Source organism: Streptomyces sp. SAI-170, assembly GCF_049739565.1.
Taxonomy (GTDB): domain Bacteria; phylum Actinomycetota; class Actinomycetes; order Streptomycetales; family Streptomycetaceae; genus Streptomyces.
In genome coordinates, this window is record NZ_JBMGQD010000001.1 from 1367236 (window position 1) to 1391942 (window position 24707).

Here is a 24707-nt window from a genome sequence, read left to right on the forward strand (position 1 = left end):
CGGGGTTCACCTCCGGTTCGGGGTGAGGGCGGCGCGGGCGGCGAGGCCGGTGGTGGAGCGGCCGTCGAGGTAGGGCAGGAGGACCACCTGGCCGCCCCAGCTCGCGATCAGGTCGGCTTCCGGGAGGTCGGTGCGGGCGTAGTCGCCGCCCTTGGCCCAGATGTGCGGGCGGAGTTCGGCGAGGAGCCGCTCGGGGGTGTCCTCGTCGAAGACGGCGACCGCGTCGACGCACTCCAGGGCGCGCAGCACACGCACCCGGTCGGCCATCGGCACCAGCGGGCGGCCCTCGCCCTTGCGCCGCCGCACCGAGGCGTCGGAGTTGACGCACACCACCAGGCAGTCGCCGGCGCGCCGGGCGGCCTGGAGGAGGGAGACATGGCCGGCGTGCAGGAGGTCGAAGCAGCCGCCCGCGGCGACGACCGTGCCGCCCGCCGCACGCACGCGCGTGGCGGTCCGCAGGGCGTCCCGGGTCAGCTCGGCGCCGGTGGCCGGGCGTCGGACGCCGCCCTCGGCCGGTGGTGGGCCGGCTGCCCCGAGGGAGCGGACCCCGCCCTCGGCGACGTACCGCGTGGCGGCGTGTACGGCCGCACGGACCGCGGCCTCGGTCAACTCCCCGTCGGCCAGCGCCCCCGCGGCGGCCGCCGCGAACCTGTCCCCCGCCCCGCACGCGTCGCCCTCGGCGGTGACCGGGCAGGGCACCAGCAGCGGTGTCGCCCCGTGGGACAGCAGGGCCCCGCGGCCGCCCAGCGTCACCACGACGGAGGCCGCCCGCCAGGCCCGTACGAGTACGGCGGCGTCCTGGGCGGCGGTGTGCAGCTCTCCGGCGTTGTCACGGGCTGACGGGGCGTCGGGCCGAGGAGCCTCGGCCCCCGTCGAGAGTCCCCTCGCCTCCATCCCCGTCGCGAATCCCCTCGCCTCCGCCGCCGACGGAGTCACCAGGCGCGCGCCCGGGACCGGCGGGCATCCCCGGGGGTGCGGGTCCCAGACCATCGGGACCCGGGCGGCGGCCTCCGCCAGGGCGTCGCGGAGGACGTCGGCGCTGCCGCGGCCGTAGTCGGCGACCAGGACGGCGTCCGCGTCGGCGACGGCCCGGCGGGCCTCCTCCGTGGGTCCGGCGGCGCGGCCGTCGCCGTCGTCGAGGCGAAGGAGGGGGCGGTCGGCGGCGAGGATGCGGGTCTTGGCGGACAGCGCGCCGGTCAGCGGCAGCGGCACCACGCGGACGCGGTCCGGCAGCAGAAGGCGCAAGCGCGCGCTGGCCTCGTCGTCGCCGAGCGCGGTGACGAGGGTGACCTCGCGGCCGTCGGCGGCGGCGAGGCAGGCCGCGAGGGCGGCGCCGCCGGGCCGGGTGGTGCGCCGGGCCCCGCTGACGACGGGCACGGGCGCGTCGGGCGCCAGCCGCTCGGCGCGGCCCACCAGGTCGTGGTCGAGCAGGGCGTCCCCGACGACCAGCAGCGGCACACCGGCCCCGTTCATGTGCCCTCCCCGGCGACCGCCTCGTCGAAGTACTCGCAGAGCATGTGCACGGCGACGAGGTGCAGTTCCTGGACCGTCGCCGAGGTCGGGGCCGTCACCGGCACGGCCTCGTCGGCGATGCTCTGCAGGGGGTTGGGGGGCGGCCCGGTGAGGGCCCACACCGTCAGGCCCAGACCGTGCGCGCGGGACGCCGCGGCGAGCAGGTTGGCGCTGGCACCGCTCGTCGACAGGAGCATCAGGACGTCGCCCGGGCGGCCGTGCGCCGCGACCTGGCGGGCGAAGATCTCCCGCACCCCGTAGTCGTTGGCGATGGCGGTCGTGGTGGACGTGTCGGTGTGCAGGGACAGCGCGGAGAACGCGGGCCGGTCCTCGCGGTAGCGGCCGACCAGTTCGGCCGTGAGGTGCTGGGCCTGGGCCGCGCTGCCGCCGTTGCCGGCGACCAGGAGGCGTGCTCCGGCGCCGAGGCGGCCGGCGAGCTCGAAGCCCCAGCGCCGCACGAGCGGCGCGTACCGGCGGAACTCCGCCACGGCCCTGATCAGGTCGTCGCAGTGGCTGACGTCGGTGGCGAGGGTCATCGCAGGGCTCCCGAGAGCGAGGGGACGGAGGAGACGGCGCTGTAGAGCTGGGCGACGCCGTCCGCCACGCGGTCCCACGTGTAGCGGGCGAGGACACGGCGCCGGCCCTGGGCGCCGTACCGGGCGCGCAGCGCCGGGTCGTCGAGCAGGTCCCGTACGGCGGCGGTGATGTCGTGCCGCGGGTCGGCCGGGACCAGGCGGCCGGTCACGCCGTCGGCGACGGTGTCGAGCTGGCCGCCGACCGCGGTGGCGAGGACGGGCGTGCAGCAGGCCATGGCCTCCACGGGGACGATGCCGAAGGGTTCGTAGCGCGGCAGCGAGAGCACGAGGTCGGCGTCGGAGATCAGGCCCGGCATCCGGTCCCGGCTCACGCCGCCGAGCAACCGGACCCGGTCGGCGACGCCGCATTCCTCGGCGATGGCCCACAGCCGCTCGGCCTCGGGCTCGGCGAAGAGCAGGGCGGGCTCGGGGCCGCCGGCGATCACGAGTTCGGCGTCGGGGACCTCGGCGAGGGCGCGGATCGCCCGGTCGAAGCCCTTGCGGGGGACCAGCCTGCCGATGGAGAGAAGCCGGGGTGCGCCGGGCGGGCGGCGTGTGCCGACCGGGCGGAACATCACCGGGTCGACACCGCAGGGGACGATGGAGATCCGGTCGCGCGGCAGGCCCATGGCCTCCAGTTCGGCGACCTCGTCCCGGCAGGTGGCGATGATGGCGGCGGCCTCGCGGCCCACGGCCGTCTCGATCGCGATGCGGTCGGCCGGGCTGGTGTCGGCGGCGCCCTGGTGGCGCTTCTTGACGGTGCCCAGCGCGTGGTAGGTCTGCACGACGGGGATGCCGAGCGCGCGGGCGCCGGCGAGCGCGGCCATGCCGGACATCCAGAAGTGGGCGTGCACCACGTCCGGCGGCCGGCTCGCCCAGGCGCGGGCCAGCCAGGAGCCGAACTCCGGCATGTACGGCAGGAGTTCGTCCTTGGGGATCGGTGCGGGCGGTCCGGCCGGAACATGGACCACCTTCACCCCGTCGGGGGTGGTGACCTGGTCGGGCAGCCGGGTGGAGTCCCGCCTGGTGTAGACGGTGACCTCGTGCCCGCGGCGGACGAGCTGCGCGGCGACCTGCGCGACATAGACGTTCTGGCCGCCCGCGTCGGGGCCGCCGAGCACGGCGAGGGGGCTCGCGTGCTCGGACACCATGGCGACACGGCCGGCCTGGGGGCAGGTGGGGCTCATCGCATGACCTCCTTGATCAGGCGCTCCCAGTCGTCCAGGAAGCGCCGCTCTCCGTAGCGGGCCTGTGCCGCGGCCCGGGCGGCCTCCCCCGTCCGCCGCGCGTGCTCCGGCTCGGCGAGGAAGCCGCGTACGGCGTCCTCCAGTACGTCGAACCGGTTGGACACGACACCGGCCCCGGCGGGGACGGCCTCGCGGACCTCGGTGGTGTCGAGGGCCACGACGGGCATGCCGAGGAACATCGCCTCCAGCAGGGACAGCCCGAGCGACGTCCAGCGCACGGGGTGCAGATAGAGCCGGCAGCGGGCCATCGCCGGGTGCAGCGCGCCCTGCGGGAGGTCCCGCATGCGGCACAGCTCAAGGCCGGGGTCGCCCGCCAGCAGTCCGGTGCGCATGCCGAACACGTCGAGGGGGGCGACACGGGCGAACCGGGGCAGCAGATCGGTCCCGGTGGTACGGCCGCGGCGGACGGGGTCGTTGACGACGACCGCGGCGCGCCGCTCGTCACCGGTCCACAGCGGGCCGGGGTCGATGATGCCGTGCTCGATGACCTCGGTCGGGGCGCGTCCGTTGTCCCACATCAGCCGGTTGAAGTGGGTGACGTGGACGACGGGGATGTCGCCGCGGCCGGCCAGGGGGTGGCGGGTGTCGACGGCCGTGCCGTCGGGGCAGTTGTGCTCGACGTAGACGGCGGGCACGTCGATGCCGGGGCGGCGGCCGGTCCACTGTGCGGCGAGGGCGAGTTCGTGGGGCCGTTGCAGCACCATCAGGTCGATCTCGGCGTCCCGCAGCTCCTCCGGGGGCAACTCCCGTACGGAGTCGGGCCATTGCCAGGTCCGGGCCCGGCCCAGGCCGTCCGGGCCCCGGTCGGGGGTGACCGGCACGAGGTAGGTGTACGGCCCTTGGACGAAGGCGGTCAGCCAGGAGCCGTGCACGTGCCAGACCAGGACGTTCATGCGCTCTCCTCCAGCAGTTTGTGCACCGCGGCGACGACGTCCCGGCCCGTGACCTCCGCCAGGCAGGGGTGGCCGGGCACGGGGCAGTGCAGGGCGCGGGTGTCCGCGCAGGGGGCCTTCTGGTCGCCGAGGACGATGCAGGGCACGCCGTACGGCGCCCAGCGCTCGGCGGGGACGACCGGCGCGAACAGGGAGACGACGGGGGTGCCGACGGCGGCGGCGAGGTGGGCGGGGCCGGTGTTGCCGCAGATCAGGACGTCGGCGGTGCGCAGGACTCCGGCGAGGACGCGCGGGTCGGTGCGGCCGCCGAGGTCGACGCCGGTGTCGCCGCTCACCGTGCGGGTCAGCGCGGTCTCGTCGGGCCCGCCGGTGACGACGACCCGGTGGCCGGCGTCGGCGAGCAGCTCGACGGCCTCGGCGCAGCGGTCGGGGCTCCAGGCGCGGGCGGGGGCGCTGGCGCCGGGGTGGAGGACGACGTAGGGGCCGTTCCCGGTCAGGGAGATGGTGTCCGGCGGGGGCAGCACGCGCAGTCGGCCGTCGTCGCCCGGGGGCGGCAGGAAGCCCAGCGCGGCGGCGGTGTCCAGGGCGGCCTCGGCCTCGTGCCGGCCGGGCAGCCGCCGGTGCCGTACGTCGATCAGGCGGCCGGGGTGGTCGACGCTGTCGGCGCCGATCCGGGGCACTCCGGCCAGCTTCAGCACCAGGGCGGTGGGCAGGGGGCTCTGGTGGAAGGAGGTCAGGATCAGCGCCACGTCGAAGGCGCCGTCCTGGAGCAGCCGGACCAGCCGGGGGACGTCGGCCTCGGCGACGCTCGGCGGCGTGAAGCCCTCCCAGGGGGCGGCCCACACCAGCACGTCGTCGACGCCGGGCAGCAGCCGCGCGGCGGGTTCGCCGAGCGGGCCGCACAGCAGGGTGACGTGGGCGCTGTGGGCGGCGACCGCGCGGACGGCGGGCCCGGCGAGCAGGACGTCCCCGAAGCTGTCGAGTCGTACGACCAGGGCCCTCATGGGAGTTCACCTCGCTGCGGTGCCAGCGCCGCGTGTACGGCGGTGAGCAGGTCCTCGGCGGTGTCGGGCGCCGCGGCGATCTCCTCGGGGCGGGTGACGGCGGTGGGGACGAGAATGCCGCGGGCGCCCGCGGCGCGGGCCGCGAGGACGTCGGCGGCGATGTCGCCGATCAGCACGCACCGGCCGGGAGGCACGCCGAGCCGGTCGGCGGCCTCCAGGACGAGTCCCGGCGCGGGCTTGCGGCAGTCGCAGCCGGCGCCGGGCAGGTGGGGGCAGTACAGCCAGGCGTCCAGACCACCGAGAAGCGCGTCCGCGCGGGCGTTGACCTGCCGTACGGCATGGTGGGTGAGCAGGCCCCTGCCGATGCCGGACTGGTTGCTCACCACCCCTGTCGGCACGCCCCGGGCCCGCAGCTCCTCCAGCGCCTCCCGTGCCCCCGGGCGCAGCCGCACCCGGTCGGGGTCGCCGTTGTACGGGACGTCCTCGACGAGGGTGCCGTCGCGGTCGAAGAGAACGGCGAGGGTGGGCTGCCGCCCGGGCATGAGGTGCTCCGCGCCGGGGCGGACGGCCGGGGGCGCGGTCAGGACCGGCTCCCTGCGCAGGCGACCCAACGGAGACAGGTTCGGCACGGCCCCGGTCACCAGAGGCTGCCCAGGGGCGGTCATGATCGGCTCCCCAGGGGGAGCGCCCGGCGGTGGCGGCGGGTGCCGTCGAGCCAGTGGGCGGTCGCCAGGGGTGGGATGAGGGCGCTGGTGACGGTCATGGTGAGGATCTCGTCGGGCGTGCGCGGGCCGGGGGCGATTCGGGCGAGGGCGAACTCGGCGGTGCCGGCCGCCCACAGGGCGCCGGCCGCCGCGGCGGCCCGGCGGTGCCCCGTGACCGCGCTCAGGCAGCCGGCGAGCGCGGCGGCGGTCACGAGGACGTGCCGGGGCAGCCGGCCGCGGGGCGCCTGCGCGCGGGCCCACCAGTCGCGGCCGTGGAGCCGGTTCATCAGGGCGTCGTCCGCGTTGCCGCGCTGGGCGCGCACCGACGCCCAGCGGTCGGCGGGGCGTACGGGGTGCAGGGTGGTGCGCCGCCCCCGGTGCAGCGTCCAGCCGGCCCGCCGCACGCGCAGCGCCAGGTCGGCGTCCTCGCGGAAGGCGCGGCCGAACCGCTCGTCGAAGCCGCCGACGCCCTTGAGGGCCTGGGTGCGGTACGCCATGTCGGCGGTGGCCCACGCCGCGTGCTCCAGGCCCGCGGTGCCGCGCTCCCAGTCGGTGGGCCTGCGGTCGACCGGCAGCGGGACCCGCAGCCGGCCCTGTATCCCGCCGGTGTTCTCGGCGGCGGAGGCCAGGTCGGCGGCGAGCCGGCGACTCCAGTCGGGCAGGACCCGCACATCGTCGTCGAGGAAGACCGTCCACGGCGTGTCCACCTCCCGCAGCCCCGCGTTGCGCGCGGCGGCCGGACCCCGTCCGCCGGTGCGCAGCACCCGTACGCGGTCCCGCAGATGCCCGGCCGCGTCGAGGGGCAGCGGGCCGACGGGGTCCGGGCGGTCGTCGACGAGGAGCACGCCCCGGGGCGCGTGCCCTTCCGCCGCGGCCAGGGCCCGCAGACAGTCGGCGAGGCAGGGCCGACCGATCGTCGGGACGACGACGGTGTACGCGGGGACGGGGCCGGTCATGCGAACACCGCCCTGCGGTGGACGGCGAACGGGCCGAGCGCCAGCAGGTCCACCGGAGCGGAGCCGAAGCACTCCAGGGCGTCGCGGGGGTCGTCGACCATGGGCCGGCCCGCGGTGTTGAGGCTGGTGTTGACCACGACGGGCAGCCCGGTGCGCTGCTCGAAGGCGTCGAGCATCCGGGCCACCAGCGGCTCGGTGCGCCGGTCGACGGTCTGGATGCGGGCCGTGCCGTCGACGTGGACGACGGCCGGGATCCGCTCGCGCCAGTGCGGGTCGACGTCGTGCACGAACAGCATGTACGGGCTCGGCATCGGCCCGTCGAACAGTTCGGCGGCCCGCTCGGCCAGCACCATCGGGGCGACGGGCCGGAACTCCTCGCGGCCCTTGACGGCGTTGAGCCGTTCCAGGTTGGCCGGGCGGCCGGGGTGGGCCATCAGGGAGCGGTGGCCGAGCGCGCGGGGCCCGTACTCGCTGCGGCCCTGGAACCAGGCCACGATGCCGTCCCGCTCCAGCTCGGCGGCGACGGTCTCGGCGATGTCGACGGGCTCCTCGTAGGGTACGGCGGCCCGCTCCAGCCAGGCGCGCAGCTCGGCGTCGGTCCAGTCGCGGCCCAGGGCGGCGGTCGGCATGGGCTCCATCCGGGCCTCGCTCTGACCGGCCACGTGCAGCGCGGCTCCGAGGGCCGTCCCGGCGTCCCCGGCGGCGGGCTGGACCCAGATGTGCCGGAAGGGGCTCTCGCGGTGCAGGCGGCTGTTGGCGACGCAGTTCAGGGCCACTCCGCCCGCCAGAGTGAGGACCTCGTCGCCGGTACGGCCGTACAGCCAGTGCGCCAGCTCCAGCAGGACCTCCTCCAGGCAGGCCTGGGCGCTGGCGGCGAGGTCGGCGTGGTCCTGCGTCCAGGGCTCGCCCGCGGGGCGGGGCGGCACGAGGGAGGACCAGGGCACGGGCCGTGCGGTGAAGCCGCCGTCGGGGTCGGCGTGGACGTAGCCGCGCAGCTGGTCGGCCAGGCGCGGTTTGCCGTAGGAGGCGAGGGCCATGACCTTGAACTCGTCGCTGCTGCGCAGGAAGCCGAGGTGGGCGGTGAGGTCCTCGTAGAACAGGCCGAGGGAGTCGGGCAGGGTCTGCGCGGCGAGGACGTCGAGGTGGGGGCCGGTGTAGCGGCCGGCCAGGTGGGAGCGGCTCTCGCCGCGGCCGTCGAGCACCAGGACGGAGGACTCGGGGTGCGGGGAGGCCGGTCCTGCGGAGGCGGCGTGGGCGACGTGGTGCGGGACGAAGCGCACCTTGTGCGGGGAGAGCCCGGGCAGGGCCTCGGCGAGGAACTCCGGGGCGCGGCGGGCGTACTCCTGGCGCAGGTGGTCCCAGGGGTCGTGCAGGCCCATCTCCTCGGCGGGGCGGGCGAGGGCGGGATCGTAGGAGTAGGCGACCGCGTCGAGGTCGGCGGGGTCGAGGCCGGCCCGGTCCAGACACCAGCGGGCGGAGCGTTCGGGCAGTTCCCAGGCGGAGAAGGGGACGGGCCGCTTGCCGTGCTTGCGGCGGCTGAAGCGTTCTTCCTCGGCGGCCGCGACGACGGTGCCGTCCACGACCAGGGCGGCGGCGGGGTCGTGGAAGAGGGCGTTGATTCCCAGCACTCGCATGCGGGTCTCCAAAGGCGCTCAGGGATGCGGGGCGGGCTCGCGCACGGGCTGCGCGGCGGCGAAGTGGGCGATGGTCTGCTTGATGCCCTCCTCCCAGGACACGCGGGGCGTCCAGCCGAGCAGCTCGCGGGCCAGGGAGGTGTCGGGGCGGCGGCGCTGGGGGTCGTCGACGGGCCGGTCGACGAAGGTGATCGCGGACCTCGACCCGGTCAGCTCCACCACCCGGCGGGCGATGTCGCGGACGGTGACCTCGTCGGTGCCGCCGATGTTCACGGGCCGTACGGAGTGGCTGGCGGCGACCAGCAGGATGCCGTCGACGGTGTCGTCGACGTAGCACAGGGAGCGGGTCTGGCTGCCGTCGCCCGCCACGGTCAGCGGCTCTCCGGCGAGCGCCTGGCACACGAAGGTGGGCACGGCCCGGCCGTCGTGGGCGCGCATGCGGGGGCCGTAGGTGTTGAACAGCCGGACGATGCCCGCGTCGGTGCCGAGCGTGCCGGCGTGGGCGGTGACCAGCGCCTCGGCGAACCGCTTGGACTCGTCGTAGACGCTGCGCGGGCCCACCGGGTTGACGTTGCCCCAGTAGTCCTCGCGCTGCGGGTGGACGAGGGGGTCGCCGTACACCTCGGAGGTGGAGGCCAGCAGGAAGCGGGCGCCGTCGCGCTCGGCGACCCCGAGCATGGCGCGGGTGCCGAGGCTTCCGGTGTCGAGGGTCTGCAGCGGCAGCCGCAGGTAGTCGGCCGGGGAGGCGGGGCACGCGAAGTGCAGCACCAGGTCGTAGGGGCCGGGCAGGCGCTCGGGCGCGTCCGCGGCGCACACGTCGGTGTCCACGAACCGGAAGCCGGGGCCGCCGAGCAGGTGGCTGATGTTGCGGGTCGATCCCGACACGAGGTTGTCGGCGCAGTCGACTTCGGTACCCGAAGCCAACAGCTGCTCGCACAGATGGCTGCCGAGAAAACCGGCCCCGCCGGTCACCAGGGCGCGGCGCCAGGGGGCGCGGGTCGTCGCAGGATTCATACGGCGTCCTTCGAGCGTGGGAAGTCCTTGTGCTGGAAGAAGGCTCCTTGTGCTGATGAAGGCGCGGGGCCCGGGTCGTGGCGCGAACGGGCGCTGCCGGGCCGGCCGCCCGGCGGGCGACGGCGCACGCCCACGGGTTACCGCACGAGTTGGTTTCACACGTTGATTCATGGTGCGTTCGTGGCAGAAGTGCAGCGTGTGCCGAAAGGCCTGTGGTCTGCGAGAATGGCGGGCCGCGCGGGCGCGGGTAGGCTCCGCCCGCAGGCCGTTCACGAGGAGAGATCGCACGGTGACCCGACAGCGCAAGGCCCCAGCCGCGGCCGCCGCCGAGGCCCCAGCCGCGCCCCCTGCCAGGGCCTCTGCCGAGGCGCTTTCGGCCGGCCCGGACCGCGAGGAGCTGCGGGCCGACTGCGGCGACTGCTTCGGCCTGTGCTGCGTCGCGCTGCCCTTCGCCCGCTCGGCCGACTTCGCGGTCGACAAGCCCGCCGGGAAGCCCTGCGCCAACCTGGACGCGGACTTCCGCTGCGGCATCCACGCCCGGCTGCGGCCGGAGGGCTACCAGGGCTGCACGGTCTTCGACTGCTTCGGCGCCGGCCAGAAGGTCTCCCAGATCACCTACGGCGGCACCGACTGGCGGCAGGCCCCGGGCACCGCCCGGGAGATGTTCGAGGTGTTCCCGGTGATGCGGCAGCTGCACGAGCTGCTCTGGTACGTCGCCGAGGGGCTGGACGTGGCCGTGGCCCGGCCGGTGCACAAGCAGCTCCGGCGGGCCCGCACGCGCCTGGAGGAGCTCACCCGGGGTGACGCGGCGTCGCTCCTCGGCCTGGACGTGAACGCGCTGCGCGGCGAGGTGAACGTCCTGCTGCTGCGGGTCGGCGACCTGGTCCGCGAGCAGGTCCCCGGCCGCACCCGCAACCATCGCGGCGCCGACCTGATGGGCGCCCGCCTCGCCGGTGCCGACCTGCGCGGCGCGAGCCTGCGGGGCGCCCTCCTGGTCGCCGCCGACCTGAAGAACGCCGACCTGCGCATGTCCGACCTGATCGGCGCCGACCTCCGCGACGCGGACCTGACCGGCGCCGACCTGACAGGCAGCGTCTTCCTGACCCAGGCCCAGGTGAACGCAGCGAGGGGGGACGGGTCGACGAGGCTGCCCTCAACGGTCAGCCGACCCCAGCACTGGTGAACCCAGGGGCGCGGGGAACTGCGCGACAAGCCACAACGGCGCTACCGACGCGAGACGACAGCAAGAGGCACCTCGAAAAGCGCACTCACACAGCCACCCCCTCCGCCTCCCCAGAGGCCTCGAACTGCGTCCGGTAAAGCTCGGCATAACGCCCACCCAAGCCCAGCAACTCCTCATGCGTACCCCGCTCCACGATCAGGCCCGCCTCCAGCACAAGGATCAGGTCGGCCGAACGCACGGTGGACAGCCGATGCGCGATCACCAACGCCGTCCGCCCCACAAGCGCCTCACCAAGAGCCTCCTGCACAGCCGCCTCGGACGTGTTGTCCAGATGAGCCGTCGCCTCGTCGAGGACCACGACCCGCTGGCGGGCCAGCAGCAGCCGCGCAATGGTCATCCGCTGCCGCTCGCCGCCGGAGAGCCGATAGCCCCGCTCCCCGACGACCGTGTCGAGACCGTCCGGCAGCGACCGTACGAGATCCTCCAGCCGCGCCCGCCGCAGCGCGTCCCACAGCTCCTCCTCCCCCGCCTCGGGCCGCGCCAGCAGCAGATTGGCGCGGACGGTGTCGTGGAAGAGGTGCCCGTCCTGCGTGACCATGCCGACCGTGCCCCGCAGGGACTCCGCGCTCAGCTCGCGGACGTCGACCCCGCCGACCCGCACGGCGCCCGCGTCCACGTCGTACAGCCGCGGCAGCAGCTGGGCGATCGTCGACTTGCCCGCGCCGGAGGATCCGACCAGCGCCACGGTCCGCCCGGGCTCCGCGCGGAAGGACACGCCGTGCAGCACCTCGGCGCCGCCGCGGGTGTCGAGGGCGGCGACCTCCTCCAGGGAGGCCAGGGAGACCTTGTCGGCGGACGGGTAGCCGAAGCGGACGTCGTCGAACTCGACGGCCACGGGACCGTCGGGCACCGCGCGGGCGTCGGGCCGCTCCTCGATGAGCGGCTTCAGGTCGAGCACCTCGAAGACCCGCTCGAAGCTGACGAGGGCGCTCATGACCTCCACGCGCGCCCCGGCGAGCGCGGTGAGCGGCGCGTACAGCCGGGTCAGCAGCAGGGCGAGCGCCACGACGGCGCCGGGGTCCATGCTGCCGCGCAGCGCGAACCAGCCGCCGAGGCCGTAGACGAGGGCCAGCGCGAGGGCCGAGACGAGGGTGAGCGCGGTCATGAACGCCGACTGCGCGGTCGCGGTACGGACCCCGATGCCGGCGACGCGGCGGGCCCGGTCGGCGAACTCGGCGGACTCCTCCCCGGGCCGCCCGAACAGCTTGACCAGGGTGGCGCCGGGTGCGGAGAACCGCTCGGTCATGCGGGTGCTCATCGCCGCGTTCAGCGCCGCCGCCTCCCGCTGCATCCGGGCCATGCGGCCGCCCATGCGCCGGGCGGGCACCACGAACACCGGCAGCAGCACCAGCGCGAGCAGGGTGATCTGCCAGGACAGGGTGAGCATCACGGCGAGCGTGAGCACCAGTGTCACCAGGTTGCTCACCACGCCGGACAGGGTGTTGCTGAAGGCCCGCTGGGCGCCGATGACGTCGTTGTTGAGGCGGCTGACCAGTGCTCCGGTGCGGGTGCGGGTGAAGAACGCGACGGGCATGCGCTGCACATGGTCGAAGACGGCCGTGCGCAGATCGAGGATCAGCCCCTCGCCGAGCCGGGCGGACAGCCGGCGTCCGAGGATGCCGAGCCCCGCCTCGACGACCGCGATGAGGGCGATGAGCAGGGCCAGCCGTACGACGGTGTCCTCGTCGCCGCCCCGCACGATCGCGTTCACCACCTTCCCGGCGAGGACGGGCGTCGCCACGGCGAGCAGCGCGGTGGCCACCCCGAGCAGCACGTACAGGGCGATACGGGAGCGGTGCGGGCGGGCGAACGCCCCGATGCGGCGCAGGGTCGCGCGGGCGAACGGGCGGCGCTCCTGCTGGGCGTTCATGACGCTGTACAGCTGCGTCCAGGCGGTGGTCTCCATGCTCATGAGGAAGACCGTAGAACCTGAAGCAACCTTGAGGTCAAGAATTTCGGTGTCCGGCCGCCATCCACCGTCTCCGCGTCCGCTACCGGGAGTTGGGGCCGTGCGGTGAGCCTACCGGAGTGTGACAGGGCTACGAGTTGCCGCGGGACGCCTCGCCCGGCGCGTCCCCACCCGGCAGATCCTGTGTGTGCTCCCGGTGGTGCTGGTCGCCGTGGTGGCGCTGCGCCACCGGGCTGTGCTGGCCGACGGGTTCGGACAGCTGGGGCGGGCCGAGTGGCCGTGGCTGCTGGCCGCGGCGGGGGCGACCTGTCTGACCTGGGTCGCGGCGGCCGTCAGCCGGCAGGGCGCGGTCGTGGAGCGGCTGCCGAGGCGGCGGCTGCTGGCCACGCAGTTCGCGGCGGGCGCGGCCAACCATCTGCTGCCGACCGGGCTCGGGGCCGGCGCGGTGAACCTGCGGTTCCTGACGGTGTGCGGGCTGTCGCCGGCCCGTTCCTCGGCGGCGCTCGCGCTGTATCTGCTGGCGGAGAGCATGGCCCGGCTCGGGCTGCTGGCGGTGCTGCTGGCCGTCTTCCCGCACGCGCTGCGCCTGGGCGCCCTGCTGCCCGCCGGGACGGGCGGCCCGCTGCTGGTCGCGCTCGGCGCGGGCGCGGTGACCGCGGTGGCCGTGCTGACGCTCGTACGGCGGGTGCGGCGGGGCGTGGTGGCGTTCCTGCGGACCGCGCTGGACGAGGCCCGCTCGGTGCACACGCGGCCCGCGCGGGCGCTGGCGCTGTGGGGCGGCTCGTTCGCCTTCCCGGCGCTCCAGGCCGCGGGGCTCACCGCGGTGGGCCTGGCGCTGGGGCTGCCGGTGCCGCCCGCGCACATGGCCGTCGCCTACCTCTCGGCCACCGTCGCCGTGGCCTTGATCCCCACGCCGGGCGGCCTGGGCTCGGTGGAGGCCGCCCTGGTCGTGGCGCTGGTGGCGGCGGGCGGCCCGGCGGCCGTGGCGACGGCGGTGGTGCTGGCGTTCCGGATCATCACCGTGTGGGTGCCGCTGGTGCCCGGCGCGCTGACGCTGGGCGCGCTGGTGCGGCTGAAGGTGATCTGAGGCCGCCGGGCTCACGCTCCGGGTCTCACCAGGGCACGGGCTCGCCGTCCCGGAAGAAGCCGCCGGTCGGCCCGTCGTCGGGCAGCGTCGCCGCCCACACCACCCCGGCCGCGCCCTCGGACACGGGCCGGCCGCCCCCGCCGCCCATGTCGGTGGCGACCCAGCCCGGGCAGATCGCGTTGACCAGGATCCGCCGGCCGCGCAGTTCCCCGGCGAGCAGCCGGGTGAGGGCATTGAGGGATGCCTTGGACACGCTGTACGCCGGTGTGCCGCCGGTCATCGAGGCCAGTGAGCCGCCCCCGCTGCTGACGTTGACGATCCTCGGGTGCGGGCTGCGCTCCAGCAGCGGCAGCAGCGCCTGGGTGACCCGCCACGCGCCGAACAGGTTGGTGTCCAGGGCCTGTTGCACCTCGGCCAGATCGGCGGTACGGGCCTGCGCCCAGGTGTCGTACAGGATCGCCGCGTTGTTCACGACGACGTCCGTGCGGCCCAGTTCCCGGGTGACCCACTCGGCCATCGCGGTCACGCTCGCCTGGTCGGAGACGTCGAGCTGCACGGCGGTGATCCGCTCTCCGCCGGGGTCGAGCCGCGCGGCGGCGGAGCGCCCCTTCTCCAGCTTGCGGGAGCCGAGCACGACCCGGTACCCGCGTTCGGCGAGCTGCCGGACGACCTCCCGCCCGATGCCCCGGTTGGCGCCGGTCACCACAGCGACGCGCGGCCCGCCGACCCTGTTCGGTGCGGTCATGGAGAACCCTCTCTCGTTCAAGTCGCCTCTGCCGAGGCAGATTTCACCACGCCGGCCCGCCCCGGACACCTCACCCGCCCCACCAGGCCAGCACTGCGTCGGCTGTCCGCTGCCCTTCGCGGGCCGCCGCCCTCGCCCGCTGCCCCGGGTGTACGGCGCCTCCCGCGGCGAAGACACCCGGCCGGGGGCCGCCGCGGCGGGCCAGTTCGTCGTCGGGGACGAAGTCGCCGGTGAACACGACGGTGTCGCAGGGCAGTAGGGCCGTACGGCCGTCGCGGTGGCGGACGCGGACGGCGGACAGGCGGCCGTGGCCGAGGAGTTCGGCGACGGTGGTGCCCGTGAGCACCGGCACGGCCCGCCACAGGCGGTGTATCGAGGCGGTCTCCCGGTCCGTGACCATGGCGACGACCGTGGCCCCGGCGGCCCGGACCGTGGCGGCGGCCGCCCAGGAGACGTCCTCGGCGCCTACGACGACCGCGCGCGTGCCGATGGGCTGCCCGAACAGGTGCACCGCCTGCTGGAGTTCGCCCGTGGTGTACACCCCGGCGGGGCGGGTGCCCGGCACCAGGCGGGCCGCGCGGGGGCGTTCGCGGGCGCCGGTGGCGAGCACGATCGCGCGGGCCCGGATCGTTTCCGTGCCCTGAGCGCCGACGGTCGTCAGCGCGAGCGGGCCGGCCCAGTCGAGCGCGGTCACGCCCGTCCGTACGACGGCACCGGCGCGCTCGGCCCGCTGGGCGAGCCGGCGCGCGAACTGCGGCCCGGCGCCGAGGCCGACGCGAGCGCAGTAGCGGGGCACTCCCCCGGCCTGCGGATCACGTTCCAGCACCTCCACGTGGCCCACCCCGGCGCGGGCCAGCCGGGCGGCGGCAGCGAGACCGGCGGGGCCGGCGCCGACGACGAGGACGTCGACCTCGCGCGTCACGGCCGGGCCTCCTCGAGCAGTGCGCGTACCGCCGCACCGCAGTGGGTGCCCTGGCAGCGGCCCGCCCGGGCCCGGGTGCGGCGGCGCAGGCCGTCGAGGCTGCGGGGCGGGATCGTACCGGCGAGGGCGTCGCGGATCTCGCCTCGGGAGACGCGCTCGCAGTGGCAGACGAGGATGCCGTACTCCGGGTCGGCGGCGACGCGTTCGGGCCGCTCGCAGGGGCGCGGGGAGGCTGCGCCCAGGTGGGGCAGGCGAACCGGCTCCAACTCCCTTGCGGGGCCCGGGTCGAGGCCCGTCTCGGTCAGCAGGCCCAGGACGTGCTCCGCGATGGCCAGGGAAGCGGTGAGGCCGGTGGAGCGGATGCCGCCGACCGTGACACAGGCCTGCTCGGGGTGGGCGCGGATGCGGTAGTCCTCGTGCTCGGTGGCGGCCCGCAGTCCGGCGTAGACGGCGGTGACCTCCTCGTCGAGGAGCCGGGGCAGGATGCGGCGGCCCTTCTCCCGCAGCAGCGCGAGACCCTCGGCGGTGGACTGCGTGGCGCGCTTGTCGTCCAGGTCCTCCGCGGTGGGGCCGAGCAGGACGTTGCCGTACACGGTCGGCGCGACCAGGACGCCCTTGCCGAGCGCGGTGGGCACGGGCAGCAGGATGTGGCGGACGAGGTCGCGGGCGAAGGTGTCGAACACGAGGAGCTGGCCGCGCCGCGGGGTGACGGTGAAGTCCTGGTGGCCGAGCAGCCGGTCGAGGGCGTCGGCGTGCAGCCCGGCCGCGTTCACCAGCCGGCGGGCGTGCAGCGGGCCGCGTGCGGTGGTGAGGGTGTGGATGCCGTCCTGTCTCCTGATGTCCCGCACCGGCGAGTCGAGGTGGAGGTCGACGCCGTGCCGGACAGCCTGGGTGGCGTAGGCCAGGGTCGTCGTCCAGGGGTCGACGATGCTCTCGCCGGGGACATGGAGGGCGCCGAGCGCGCCAGGGCCCAGGTGGGGTTCGCGGGCGTACAGCTCGGCCGGCCCCAACAGGCCGGTGTCGTGGCAGGAGTTGCGCTCGGCCTTCTCCGCGAGGCGGGGCAGGGCGGCGAGCTGCCCCTCGTCCCAGGCCACGAGCAGCGCGCCGACGGGCTCGACCGCGATGCCCGCCTCAGCGGCGTACGCGGCCAGCGACCGGGCGCCCTCCCGCACGAGACGCGCCTCCAGGGAGCCGGGCGTCGCGTCGAAGCCGGTGTGCAGAATCGCCGTGTTGGCCTTCGACGTGCCCTCCCCCACGTCGTCCGCCGCCTCCACCAGCGCGATCCTCAGCCGGGGGTACCGCGCCAGGGCCCGCGCGACGGCGCAGCCCACGACACCGGCGCCGACGACCGCTACGTCGTACGGCTGCGAGGGGAGGGGGCCGTGCCGGGTGACGGTCATGACCGATCCCGGTCCAGCAGCGCACCCACTGCTGCTCGGAAGGTGGCGAGTCGTTCGGTCGCCTCGGTCGGCGTGATGCGGGGCTCGTACACCGCCGACGGGTGCCAGTCGGGCAGGGCCTCGGTCAGGGTCAGTCCCGGATCGGCGCCCAGGCGGGCGAGGACGCCCGCGCCGAGGGCTGTCGCGTCGGTGAGGGCGGAGACCTCGACGGGGCGTTGCAGCAGGTCCGCCTGGGTCTGCATGAGGAGGGCGGAGCGGGTGAGGCCGCCGTCGACGCGGAGGTGGGTCAGCGGGGTGCCGAGGTCCGCGGCGGCCGCCTCGGCCAGCTCCACGACCTGCGCGGCCAGGCCCTCGCACAGGGCGCGGACCACATGCCCCGGGCCGGTGTCCAGGCCGAGGCCGGTGAGGGAGCCGCGGACGTCGCCGCGCCACCAGGGGGCGGCGAGCCCGGCGAGGGCGGGGACGAAGGTGACGCCGCCGCTGTCGGGGACGGCCCCGCCGACCCGGTCCAGGTCGGCGGCGCTCTGGAGCACGCCGAGGTCGGTGAGCCAGCGGACGGCGGAGGCGGCGGTGTAGACCTGGCCGTCGAGGCAGTAGCCGGTGCGTCCGGCGAGGCGCCAGGCGACACAGGTGACCAGGCCCGAGTCGCCGCGCCGGGGCGTGTCCCCGGTGTGCGCGAGCAGGAACGCGCCGGTCCCGTAGGTGCACTTGGCGCCGCCGGGGCCGGTGAGGTGCTGGGCGAGCAGCGCGGCCTGCTGGTCGACGACGAGGCCGGTCAGCGGGATCTCGGGGCCGAACGCCCGGGTCGTGCCGATGTGTTGCGCAGCGTCGACGACCGACGGGAGGCGTTCGCCGGACAGTCCCCACAGGTCGAGGGCGCGCGGGGACCAGGCGGCCCGGTCGAGGTCGAGGAGCTGGGTGCGGCCCGCGGTGGCGGCGTCGGTGACGAAGGCGCCGGTGAGCCGGTGGACGAGCCAGGAGTCGGAGGTGGTGACGACGCCGTCGCGGGTGAGGTGACGGCGGATCCAGGCCATTTTGGGCGCGGCGAAGTACGGGTCGACCGGCAGTCCGGTGAGCTGCCGTAACTCCGCGCCGTGCGGGGCGAGTTCGGCGCACAGCGGCTCGGCGCGGCGGTCCTGCCAGACGAGGGCGTCGGTCAGGGGCTCGCCGGTCGCCGGGTCCCAGGCGAGGACGGTCTCGCCCTGGTTGGCCAGGCCGAGCGCGGTGACGGGTTCACCCGCCTCGGCGAGGGCGCGCCGGCCGGCGTCCAGGACGGAGGCGTACAGCTCGCGGGGGTCGACCTCGACGCGCCCGCCGGGGAGATGGCGCGGCCGCACGGGCGCGAAGCCGGTGCCGATCACCCCGCGCTCGGGGCAGATCACCAGCGCCTTGGTGCCGGACGTGCCCTGGTCGACGGCGAGTACAGGGCCGGTCACCAGGGCCCGCTCCCCGCCCGCACAGCACCGTTCATCGGACCCCTCCCCCAGTGATCACGGCTCGCCAGCCTGCCGTCGGGGCGCCCGCGACGTCAAGGGCGGCCGGAGGCGGACCACATCGGCGGCGAGGGCCGACCATGTGTGCGAACCGGTGTTCCGGATACGGCAGGATGAGCGCGCGCTCCGGTCCGCGACAGCGGGCCGGTCCGGCGCACGAGCACATTCCGAATGAGCAGGTGACATCGTGACGAGACTTCACATCCGGCCGTCGGCGGGCCGTTCCGCCGCACCCCGTCTCCCCGGAGGTGACCGGTGACCCGCACGCTGACCCTGAACGACTACGTCATCGCCGGTACGGCCATGGCCGCCGGCCTGCTGGCGGCGTTCGTGCTGCGCGTGCTGCTGCGCTGGCTGGGCAAGCAGGCCGACCGCACCCGCTGGGGCGGCGACGACGTCCTCGTGGACGGTCTGCGGACCGTGCTGCCGTGGGCCGCGGTGCTGGGCGGCGCGGCCGCGGCGGGGGCGGCGCTGCCGCTGACCGGGGCCGTGCAGCGGCATGTGAACCAGACCCTGACCGTGCTGCTGATCATCGCGACGACGGTCGCCGCGGCCCGGGTGGTCGCCGGCCTCATGCGCACGGTCACCGAGTCCCGCTCCGGGGTCGCCGGGTCGGCCACGATCTTCGTGAACATCACCCGGGTCGTCGTCCTGGCGCTCGGCTTCCTGGTGGTGCTCCAGACACTCGGCATATCCATCGCGCCGATGCTCACCGCCCTCGGTGTGGGCGGCCTGGCCGTCGCACTCGCCCTTCAGGACACGCTCGCCAACCTCTTCGCGGGCATCCACATCCTGGCCTCCAAGACCGTCCAGCCCGGCGACTACATCCGGCTGAGCAGCGGCGAGGAGGGCTATGTCACCGACATCAACTGGCGGCAGACGACGATCCGTTCGCTCTCCAACAACCTGATCATCATCCCCAACGGCCGTCTCGCCGGGGCCAACATGACCAACTACAACCGCCCCGAGCAGGAGCTGACGATCCTCGTGCAGGCGGGCGTCGCCTACGACAGCGACCTGGAGCAGGTGGAGAGGGTGACCGTCGAGGTCGTGGCCGAGGTGATGCAGGAGATCACCGGGGCGCTGCCGGAGCACGAGCCGGCCGTGCGGTTCCACACCTTCGGCGACTCCCGGATCGGCTTCACGATCATCCTGGGCGTCGGCGAGTTCAGCGACCAGTACCGGATCAAGCACGAGTTCATCAAGCGGCTGCACCGCCGCTACCGCGAGGAGGGCATCCGCATCCCGGCGCCCACCCGCACGGTGTCGCTGGAGCAGGGCGCGGTGGTCATCCCGCAGCAGCGCTCCGGCGCGGCCGAGCCGGGCGAGGTGGCCTCCGCCCGGCTCGACTGACAGCTTTCTGCCGGAACGCCTTACAGCGTCGCGGAGTTGTCGTGGGGCTTGGCGCTCCGGCTGGGCGGGGCGGCGAACGACGAGCTCACCGGCGTGACGGTCCAGTCCGGGTGGCCGGGCATCCGCGGCGTCTTGGTGCCGTAGAGCCACTCGGTGAGGAAGCCGGACAGATCCTCGCCCGCGGTCTGGGAGGCGACCGCGATGAAGTCCTTCGTGGACGCCGCGGAGTTGCGGTGGCGGGCGAGGAAGGCGCGCTCGATCGCGTCGAACACGCCCTGTCCGACCCGCTGCCGCAGCGCGTACAGCACGAGCACGCCGCCGAGGTAGCGCTGGCTGTCGAAGAGGTTGGCCGCGGTCGGCGAGGCCACCGGCCCGGACTGGGCCCGCCACTGGTCGCCGAGCGCGTAGGTGTGCTTCATCCGCGCCTCCAGCGTGGTCAGGCCGAGGGAGTCCGGCCAGCCGCGCTCGTAGCGGTAGAGCAGCCCGTAGTAGTCGGCGTGGCCCTCGTTCAGCCACAGGTCGGCCCAGGTGGCCGGGGAGACGCTGTCGCCGAAGTAGGAGTGGACCAGCTCGTGCATCATGTGCGAGCCGATCTTCTTCTCCTCCTGAAGGAGGAAGTTCGGCTTGTACAGGGTGAGGGTCTGCGTCTCCAGGCCGGTGAAGTCGAACGCCGCGGGGTCGTCGGAGTTGCAGGGCAGCAGCCCGTACGTCTCGAACGGGAAGGCGCCCAGGCGTGCCTCCACCCACTCCATCTGGCGCGGGGTGAGGGCGAGCGCGGGCTCGAGGGCGGCGGCACGCGCGGTGGGGACGACGTCGCGCAGCGGAAGCCCGTGCGGGCCGGGCCGCTCCTTGACGACGTAGTCGCCGACGGTGATCTGCACCACCTCGGTCGCGAGGGGGGAGGCCGAGCGGTAGTAGTACGCCTTGCGGCCGTCGGCGAGGGTCTCGGTGCTGACGAGGTTGCCGCTGGCGACACCGCGCAGCCCGGCCGGGACGGTGATGCGGCAGCTGAAGTCCGCCTTGTCGGCCGGGTGGTCGTTGCAGGGGAAGACGGTGTGCGCCGAGTTCGGCTGCGGGCACACCGCGAATCCGTCCGGGGTGGGCACCCAGGCGGTGTGGGCGAGGGCCCGCCGCGGGTCGGCCGAGTACAGGACGGTGACCCGCGCGGCCACGTTCGCCGCCAGCGGCGTGGCGGGAGTGACCCGCAGCTTCTCGCCCGACTGGGCGTAGGTGGCCGGGGTGTTGTTGACCCGCACGGACCGTATGTCGAGGCCCAGGGCGTCCAGGGAGAAGCGGTTCAGCTCCCGGGTGGTGGTGATCAGGAGGGTGGCCGTGCCGGTGACGATCCGGTTGCCGGCGTCCCAGGCCAGGTCGAGGTCGTAGGCGCTGACCCGGTAGCCGTCGTTGCCGAGGCTCGGGTAGACGGGGTCGCCGAGGGTCTCGGGGCCCGGCGAAGGGGCGCGCACGGGGCGCTTCGCCGTCGGTCCCCCGGTGGCGGCGTGCGCCGGGACGCCGGCGGTCAGTGCCGCGGCGGTGCCGAGGAGGGCGGCCGGGGCGGTCAGTCTGCTGCGATATCTCATGGTCGGCTTTCGCTCGGGCGGCCGGCTGGTCGGGTCCGGCCGTCGTCGGTTGAGATGACGATCACCTGCCATGAGTGCAAGATCACCTCCTTCGGTTGCTCCGTGACCCGGATGATCCACGACCGATCTCCGGCTGATCCACGAGCGGGTCCGGCCGGACCCCTGTCGAGACGGGGGCGATCACGAGATATCTTGATGTCGAGCAATGTTGCAGACGTGGAGCGGAGCACCCGGTGACTGACTCGACCATCATCTATACGCACACTGACGAGGCCCCGGCCCTGGCGACGTATTCCTTCCTGCCGGTGGTCCAGGCCTACGCCTCGCAGGCGGGTGTCTCTGTGGAGACCCGGGACATCTCGCTGGCCGGGCGCCTCATCGCGGTGTTCCCGGAGTACCTGACCGAGGACCAGCGCATCCCGGACGCGCTGTCGGAGCTGGGCGAGCTGGCCAAGACGCCCGCGGCCAACATCATCAAGCTGCCGAACATCTCGGCGTCCATCCCGCAGCTCAAGGCCGCCGTCGCCGAGCTGCAGGCGCAGGGCTACGCGCTGCCGAACTACCCGGACGACCCGAAGACCGACGAGGAGCGGGAGATCAAGGCCCGCTACGACAAGGTCAAGGGCTCGGCCGTGAACCCGGTCCTGCGCGAGGGCAACTCCGACCGCCGCGCCCCCGCCTCGGTGAAGAACTACGCCAAGACCCACCCGCACCGCATGGGCGCCTGGTCGGCGGAGTCCAAGACCAACGTGGCGACGATGGGCGAGTACGACTTCCGCTCCACCGAGAAGTCCGCGGTGGTCTCCGAGGCCGGCTCGCTGAAGATCGAGCTGGTGGCCGAGGACGGCTCCACCACGGTGCTGCGCGAGTCGGTGCCGGTGCTCGCCGGTGAGGTCGTCGACGCCTCCGTGATGCGTGTCGCCCAGCTCCGCGAGTTCCTCACGGCGCAGGTCGCCCGCGCCAAGGCGGAGGGCGTGCTGTTCTCCGTGCACCTGAAGGCCACGATGATGAAGGTCTCCGACCCGATCATCTTCGGCCACGTCGTACGCGCCTTCTTCCCGAAGACGTTCGCCCGGTACGGCGAGGCGCTGGCCGCCGCCGGTCTGTCCCCGAACGACGGTCTGGGCGGCATCCTCAAGGGCCTGGACGCCCTGGAGAACGGCGCCGAGATCAAGGCGTCCTTCGACGCCGAGCTGGCCGAGGGCCCGGCGCTGGCCATGGTCGACTCCGACAAGGGCATCACCAACCTGCACGTGCCGTCCGACGTCATCGTCGACGCCTCGATGCCGGCCATGATCCGCACCTCCGGCCACATGTGGGGCCCGGACGGCCAGGAGGCCGACACCCTCGCGGTCCTGCCGGACTCCTCCTACTCCGGCGTCTACCAGGCCGTCATCGACGACTGCCGCGCCAACGGCGCCTACGACCCGTCGACCATGGGCTCGGTCCCGAACGTCGGCCTGATGGCGCAGAAGGCCGAGGAGTACGGCTCCCACGACAAGACCTTCGAGATCCCGGCCGCGGGCACCGTCCGCCTGGTCGACCAGGCCGGCAACGTCCTGATCGAGCAGCCGGTCGCCGAGGGCGACATCTTCCGCGCCTGCCAGACCAAGGACGACCCGATCCGCGACTGGGTGAAGCTGGCCGTCACCCGGGCCCGTGCCACCGGCGACCCGGCGGTGTTCTGGCTGGACGAGACCCGCGCCCACGACGCGCAGCTCATCGCCAAGGTCCAGCAGTACCTGCCGGAGCACGACACCGAGGGCCTGGACATCCGCATCCTCGCCCCGGTCGAGGCGACCAAGCTGTCGGTGGAGCGCATCCGCCGCGGCGAGAACACCATCTCCGTCACGGGCAACGTCCTGCGTGACTACCTGACCGACCTCTTCCCCATCCTGGAGCTGGGCACCAGCGCCAAGATGCTGTCGGTCGTGCCGCTGATGGCGGGCGGCGGCCTGTTCGAGACGGGCGCCGGCGGCTCCGCCCCGAAGCACGTCCAGCAGCTGGTCAAGGAGAACTACCTGCGCTGGGACTCCCTCGGTGAGTTCTTCGCGCTGGTCCCGTCCCTGGAGCAGTACGCGGCGGCCACCGACAACCCGAAGGCCAAGGTCCTCGCCGACACGCTGGACCGCGCCACGGCGACCTTCCTCAACGAGGACAAGTCCCCGACCCGTCGCGTCGGCGGCATCGACAACCGCGGCAGCCACTTCTACCTGTCCCTGTACTGGGCGCAGGAGCTGGCCAAGCAGACCGACGACGCCGACCTGGCCAAGGCCTTCGCCCCGCTGGCGGAGACCCTCGCCGCCAACGAGCAGAAGATCGTCGACGAGCTGAACACCGTGCAGGGCAAGCCGGCCGACATCGGCGGCTACTACCAGCCCGACCCGGCCAAGGCCGCCGCGGTCATGCGCCCCTCGGCCACCTGGAACGAGGCCCTCGCCTCCCTGTGACCCTGAGCTGAACTCCGCCCCGGCCGGCATCGCGCCCGGCCGGGGCGGAGCCGTTGTCAGACCCGTGTGGCACCTTGATCACATGAGCTTCAGCCCTTTCAGGGAGACCGTGATGTCCTTCGCTCTCGTGTCCGGCGCCGACGACTCGCCCGTGATCCTGCATGTGCCGCACTCCTCTCGGGAGATACCGGCCGAGGTGCGGGCCGGGATCGTGCTCGACGACCCGGCGCTGGAGCGGGAGCTGGACCACATCACCGACGCGCACACCGCCGAGATCGCCGCGGAGGCCGCCGCGCTCGCCGGTCTCACGCCCTGGCGGTTCGTGAACCGGCTGTCACGGCTCGTCGTCGACCCCGAGCGGTTCCCCGACGAGCGGGAGGAGATGCTCGCCGTGGGGATGGGGGCCGTGTACACACGGACGACGCACAAGGAGGTGCTGCGGGAGGGGGACGGCCGGCCCGGGCCGCTGATCGAGCGGTACTTCCGGCCGTACGCGCAGGCCATGAGCGAGGCGGTGGCCGACCGGCTGGCCGCCACCGGGCGGGCGGTGATCATCGATGTGCACTCGTATCCGACCCGGGCACTGCCCTACGAGCTGCACGGCAGCGGGCCCCGGCCGCCCGTGTGCCTCGGGACCGACCCCTTCCACACGCCGCCGGAGCTGCTCGCGGCCGCCTCCGAGGCGTTCTCGCAGATCGGGGAGAGGGGGCTCGACAGTCCTTTCGCGGGGACGTACGTGCCGCTGGAGTTCTACGGCCGTGACCCGCGGGTCGCCGCGCTGATGGTGGAGATCCGCCGGGACACCTACATGACCGAGCCGGGCGGCCGCGCCACGGCCGGGCTCGGTGCGCTCGCCCAGGCGCTGGCCCGCCTGGTGGACGCCGTACCGAAGGGCTGATCCGGCGGCCGGAGCACTCCCGTGCGACAGGCGGCGGGCGAGGTGCGCGAGGAGGAGGCCGGCCGCGCGGTTCGTCCCCCACCGCGGC

Annotated in this window: 19 protein-coding genes and 1 pseudogene; 5 read left to right on the forward strand and 15 right to left on the reverse strand. The window is 74.5% G+C overall.

Annotation, left to right across the window (positions count from 1 at the left end; genetic code table 11):
• Positions 1 to 6 precede the first annotated feature (6 nt).
• From rfaE2 to RKD23_RS06325, 9 genes are all read right to left on the reverse strand, one after another.
• Positions 7 to 1473, reverse strand: a complete 1467-nt coding sequence (rfaE2, locus tag RKD23_RS06285; protein ID WP_424852728.1) for a D-glycero-beta-D-manno-heptose 1-phosphate adenylyltransferase — start codon at positions 1471 to 1473, stop codon at positions 7 to 9.
• Positions 1470 to 2048 (reverse strand): D-sedoheptulose-7-phosphate isomerase, encoded by a 579-nt coding sequence (locus RKD23_RS06290; RefSeq protein WP_424852729.1) that lies wholly within the window; start codon positions 2046 to 2048, stop codon positions 1470 to 1472. The genes rfaE2 and RKD23_RS06290 overlap by 4 nt, the downstream gene beginning before the upstream one ends.
• A complete protein-coding gene (locus RKD23_RS06295; protein WP_424852730.1) occupies positions 2045 to 3274 on the reverse strand; it encodes a glycosyltransferase in 1230 nt (409 codons plus the stop codon). The genes RKD23_RS06290 and RKD23_RS06295 overlap by 4 nt, the downstream gene beginning before the upstream one ends.
• Positions 3271 to 4227 (reverse strand): glycosyltransferase, encoded by a 957-nt coding sequence (locus RKD23_RS06300; RefSeq protein WP_424852731.1) that lies wholly within the window; start codon positions 4225 to 4227, stop codon positions 3271 to 3273. The genes RKD23_RS06295 and RKD23_RS06300 overlap by 4 nt, the downstream gene beginning before the upstream one ends.
• The gene (locus RKD23_RS06305) at positions 4224 to 5231 is read right to left on the reverse strand and encodes a glycosyltransferase family 9 protein (protein WP_424852732.1); all 1008 of its coding nucleotides are present in this window, start codon (positions 5229 to 5231) and stop codon (positions 4224 to 4226) included. The genes RKD23_RS06300 and RKD23_RS06305 overlap by 4 nt, the downstream gene beginning before the upstream one ends.
• Positions 5228 to 5773 carry a D-glycero-alpha-D-manno-heptose-1,7-bisphosphate 7-phosphatase gene (locus RKD23_RS06310; RefSeq protein WP_424858177.1) on the reverse strand — a complete coding sequence of 182 codons (546 nt, stop codon included), beginning with the start codon at positions 5771 to 5773 and terminating at the stop codon, positions 5228 to 5230. Before RKD23_RS06310 ends, RKD23_RS06305 begins: the two co-directional genes overlap by 4 nt.
• A gap of 119 nt (positions 5774 to 5892) precedes the next feature.
• Positions 5893 to 6891: a glycosyltransferase family 2 protein gene (locus RKD23_RS06315; RefSeq protein ID WP_424852733.1), complete on the reverse strand. Its 999-nt coding sequence runs from the start codon at positions 6889 to 6891 to the stop codon at positions 5893 to 5895.
• Complete coding sequence (locus RKD23_RS06320) at positions 6888 to 8525, reverse strand: carbamoyltransferase family protein (protein WP_424852734.1); 1638 nt, start codon at positions 8523 to 8525, stop codon at positions 6888 to 6890. The genes RKD23_RS06315 and RKD23_RS06320 overlap by 4 nt, the downstream gene beginning before the upstream one ends.
• An 18-nt stretch (positions 8526 to 8543) precedes the next feature.
• On the reverse strand, positions 8544 to 9539 hold the full coding sequence (locus RKD23_RS06325) for an NAD-dependent epimerase/dehydratase family protein (protein WP_424852735.1): 996 nt from the start codon (positions 9537 to 9539) through the stop codon (positions 8544 to 8546).
• A 289-nt stretch (positions 9540 to 9828) separates the two neighbouring features.
• Between RKD23_RS06325 and RKD23_RS06330 the strand changes: the two genes are divergently transcribed.
• Positions 9829 to 10722, forward strand: a complete 894-nt coding sequence (locus tag RKD23_RS06330; RefSeq protein ID WP_424852736.1) for a pentapeptide repeat-containing protein — start codon at positions 9829 to 9831, stop codon at positions 10720 to 10722.
• An 85-nt stretch (positions 10723 to 10807) separates the two neighbouring features.
• Here RKD23_RS06330 and RKD23_RS06335 read toward each other — a convergent pair whose 3' ends face one another.
• Positions 10808 to 12688: an ABC transporter ATP-binding protein gene (locus RKD23_RS06335; protein WP_424858178.1), complete on the reverse strand. Its 1881-nt coding sequence runs from the start codon at positions 12686 to 12688 to the stop codon at positions 10808 to 10810.
• A 124-nt stretch (positions 12689 to 12812) separates the two neighbouring features.
• On the opposite strand from RKD23_RS06335, the gene RKD23_RS06340 reads away from it, so the two are divergent.
• Positions 12813 to 13778 carry a lysylphosphatidylglycerol synthase transmembrane domain-containing protein gene (locus RKD23_RS06340; RefSeq protein ID WP_424852737.1) on the forward strand — a complete coding sequence of 322 codons (966 nt, stop codon included), beginning with the start codon at positions 12813 to 12815 and terminating at the stop codon, positions 13776 to 13778.
• Between the two features lie 25 nt (positions 13779 to 13803).
• On the opposite strand, the gene RKD23_RS06345 is transcribed toward RKD23_RS06340, so the two are convergent.
• The 4 genes and pseudogenes from RKD23_RS06345 to RKD23_RS06360 form a co-directional block, all read right to left on the reverse strand.
• Positions 13804 to 14523 (reverse strand): SDR family oxidoreductase, encoded by a 720-nt coding sequence (locus RKD23_RS06345; protein ID WP_424852738.1) that lies wholly within the window; start codon positions 14521 to 14523, stop codon positions 13804 to 13806.
• A gap of 82 nt (positions 14524 to 14605) precedes the next feature.
• Positions 14606 to 15445, reverse strand: a pseudogene (locus RKD23_RS06350) (FAD-dependent oxidoreductase); the annotation flags it as partial.
• The gene (locus RKD23_RS06355) at positions 15442 to 16845 is read right to left on the reverse strand and encodes an FAD-dependent oxidoreductase (protein ID WP_424852739.1); all 1404 of its coding nucleotides are present in this window, start codon (positions 16843 to 16845) and stop codon (positions 15442 to 15444) included. The pseudogene RKD23_RS06350 and the gene RKD23_RS06355, both read right to left, overlap by 4 nt.
• Positions 16842 to 18281 (reverse strand): FGGY family carbohydrate kinase, encoded by a 1440-nt coding sequence (locus RKD23_RS06360; protein WP_424852740.1) that lies wholly within the window; start codon positions 18279 to 18281, stop codon positions 16842 to 16844. The genes RKD23_RS06355 and RKD23_RS06360 overlap by 4 nt, the downstream gene beginning before the upstream one ends.
• Before the next feature lie 312 nt (positions 18282 to 18593).
• Here RKD23_RS06360 and RKD23_RS06365 point away from each other — a divergent pair, with 312 nt between their 5' ends.
• A complete protein-coding gene (locus RKD23_RS06365; RefSeq protein WP_424852741.1) occupies positions 18594 to 19691 on the forward strand; it encodes a mechanosensitive ion channel family protein in 1098 nt (365 codons plus the stop codon).
• 20 nt (positions 19692 to 19711) lie between these two features.
• On the opposite strand, the gene RKD23_RS06370 is transcribed toward RKD23_RS06365, so the two are convergent.
• On the reverse strand, positions 19712 to 21271 hold the full coding sequence (locus RKD23_RS06370; RefSeq protein WP_424852742.1) for a M1 family metallopeptidase: 1560 nt from the start codon (positions 21269 to 21271) through the stop codon (positions 19712 to 19714).
• 233 nt (positions 21272 to 21504) lie between these two features.
• Here RKD23_RS06370 and RKD23_RS06375 point away from each other — a divergent pair, with 233 nt between their 5' ends.
• Together RKD23_RS06375 and RKD23_RS06380 are read left to right on the forward strand one after the other, a co-directional pair.
• Positions 21505 to 23721 (forward strand): NADP-dependent isocitrate dehydrogenase, encoded by a 2217-nt coding sequence (locus RKD23_RS06375; RefSeq protein WP_424852743.1) that lies wholly within the window; start codon positions 21505 to 21507, stop codon positions 23719 to 23721.
• 82 nt (positions 23722 to 23803) lie between these two features.
• Complete coding sequence (locus RKD23_RS06380) at positions 23804 to 24619, forward strand: N-formylglutamate amidohydrolase (RefSeq protein WP_424852744.1); 816 nt, start codon at positions 23804 to 23806, stop codon at positions 24617 to 24619.
• Positions 24620 to 24707 lie beyond the last annotated feature (88 nt).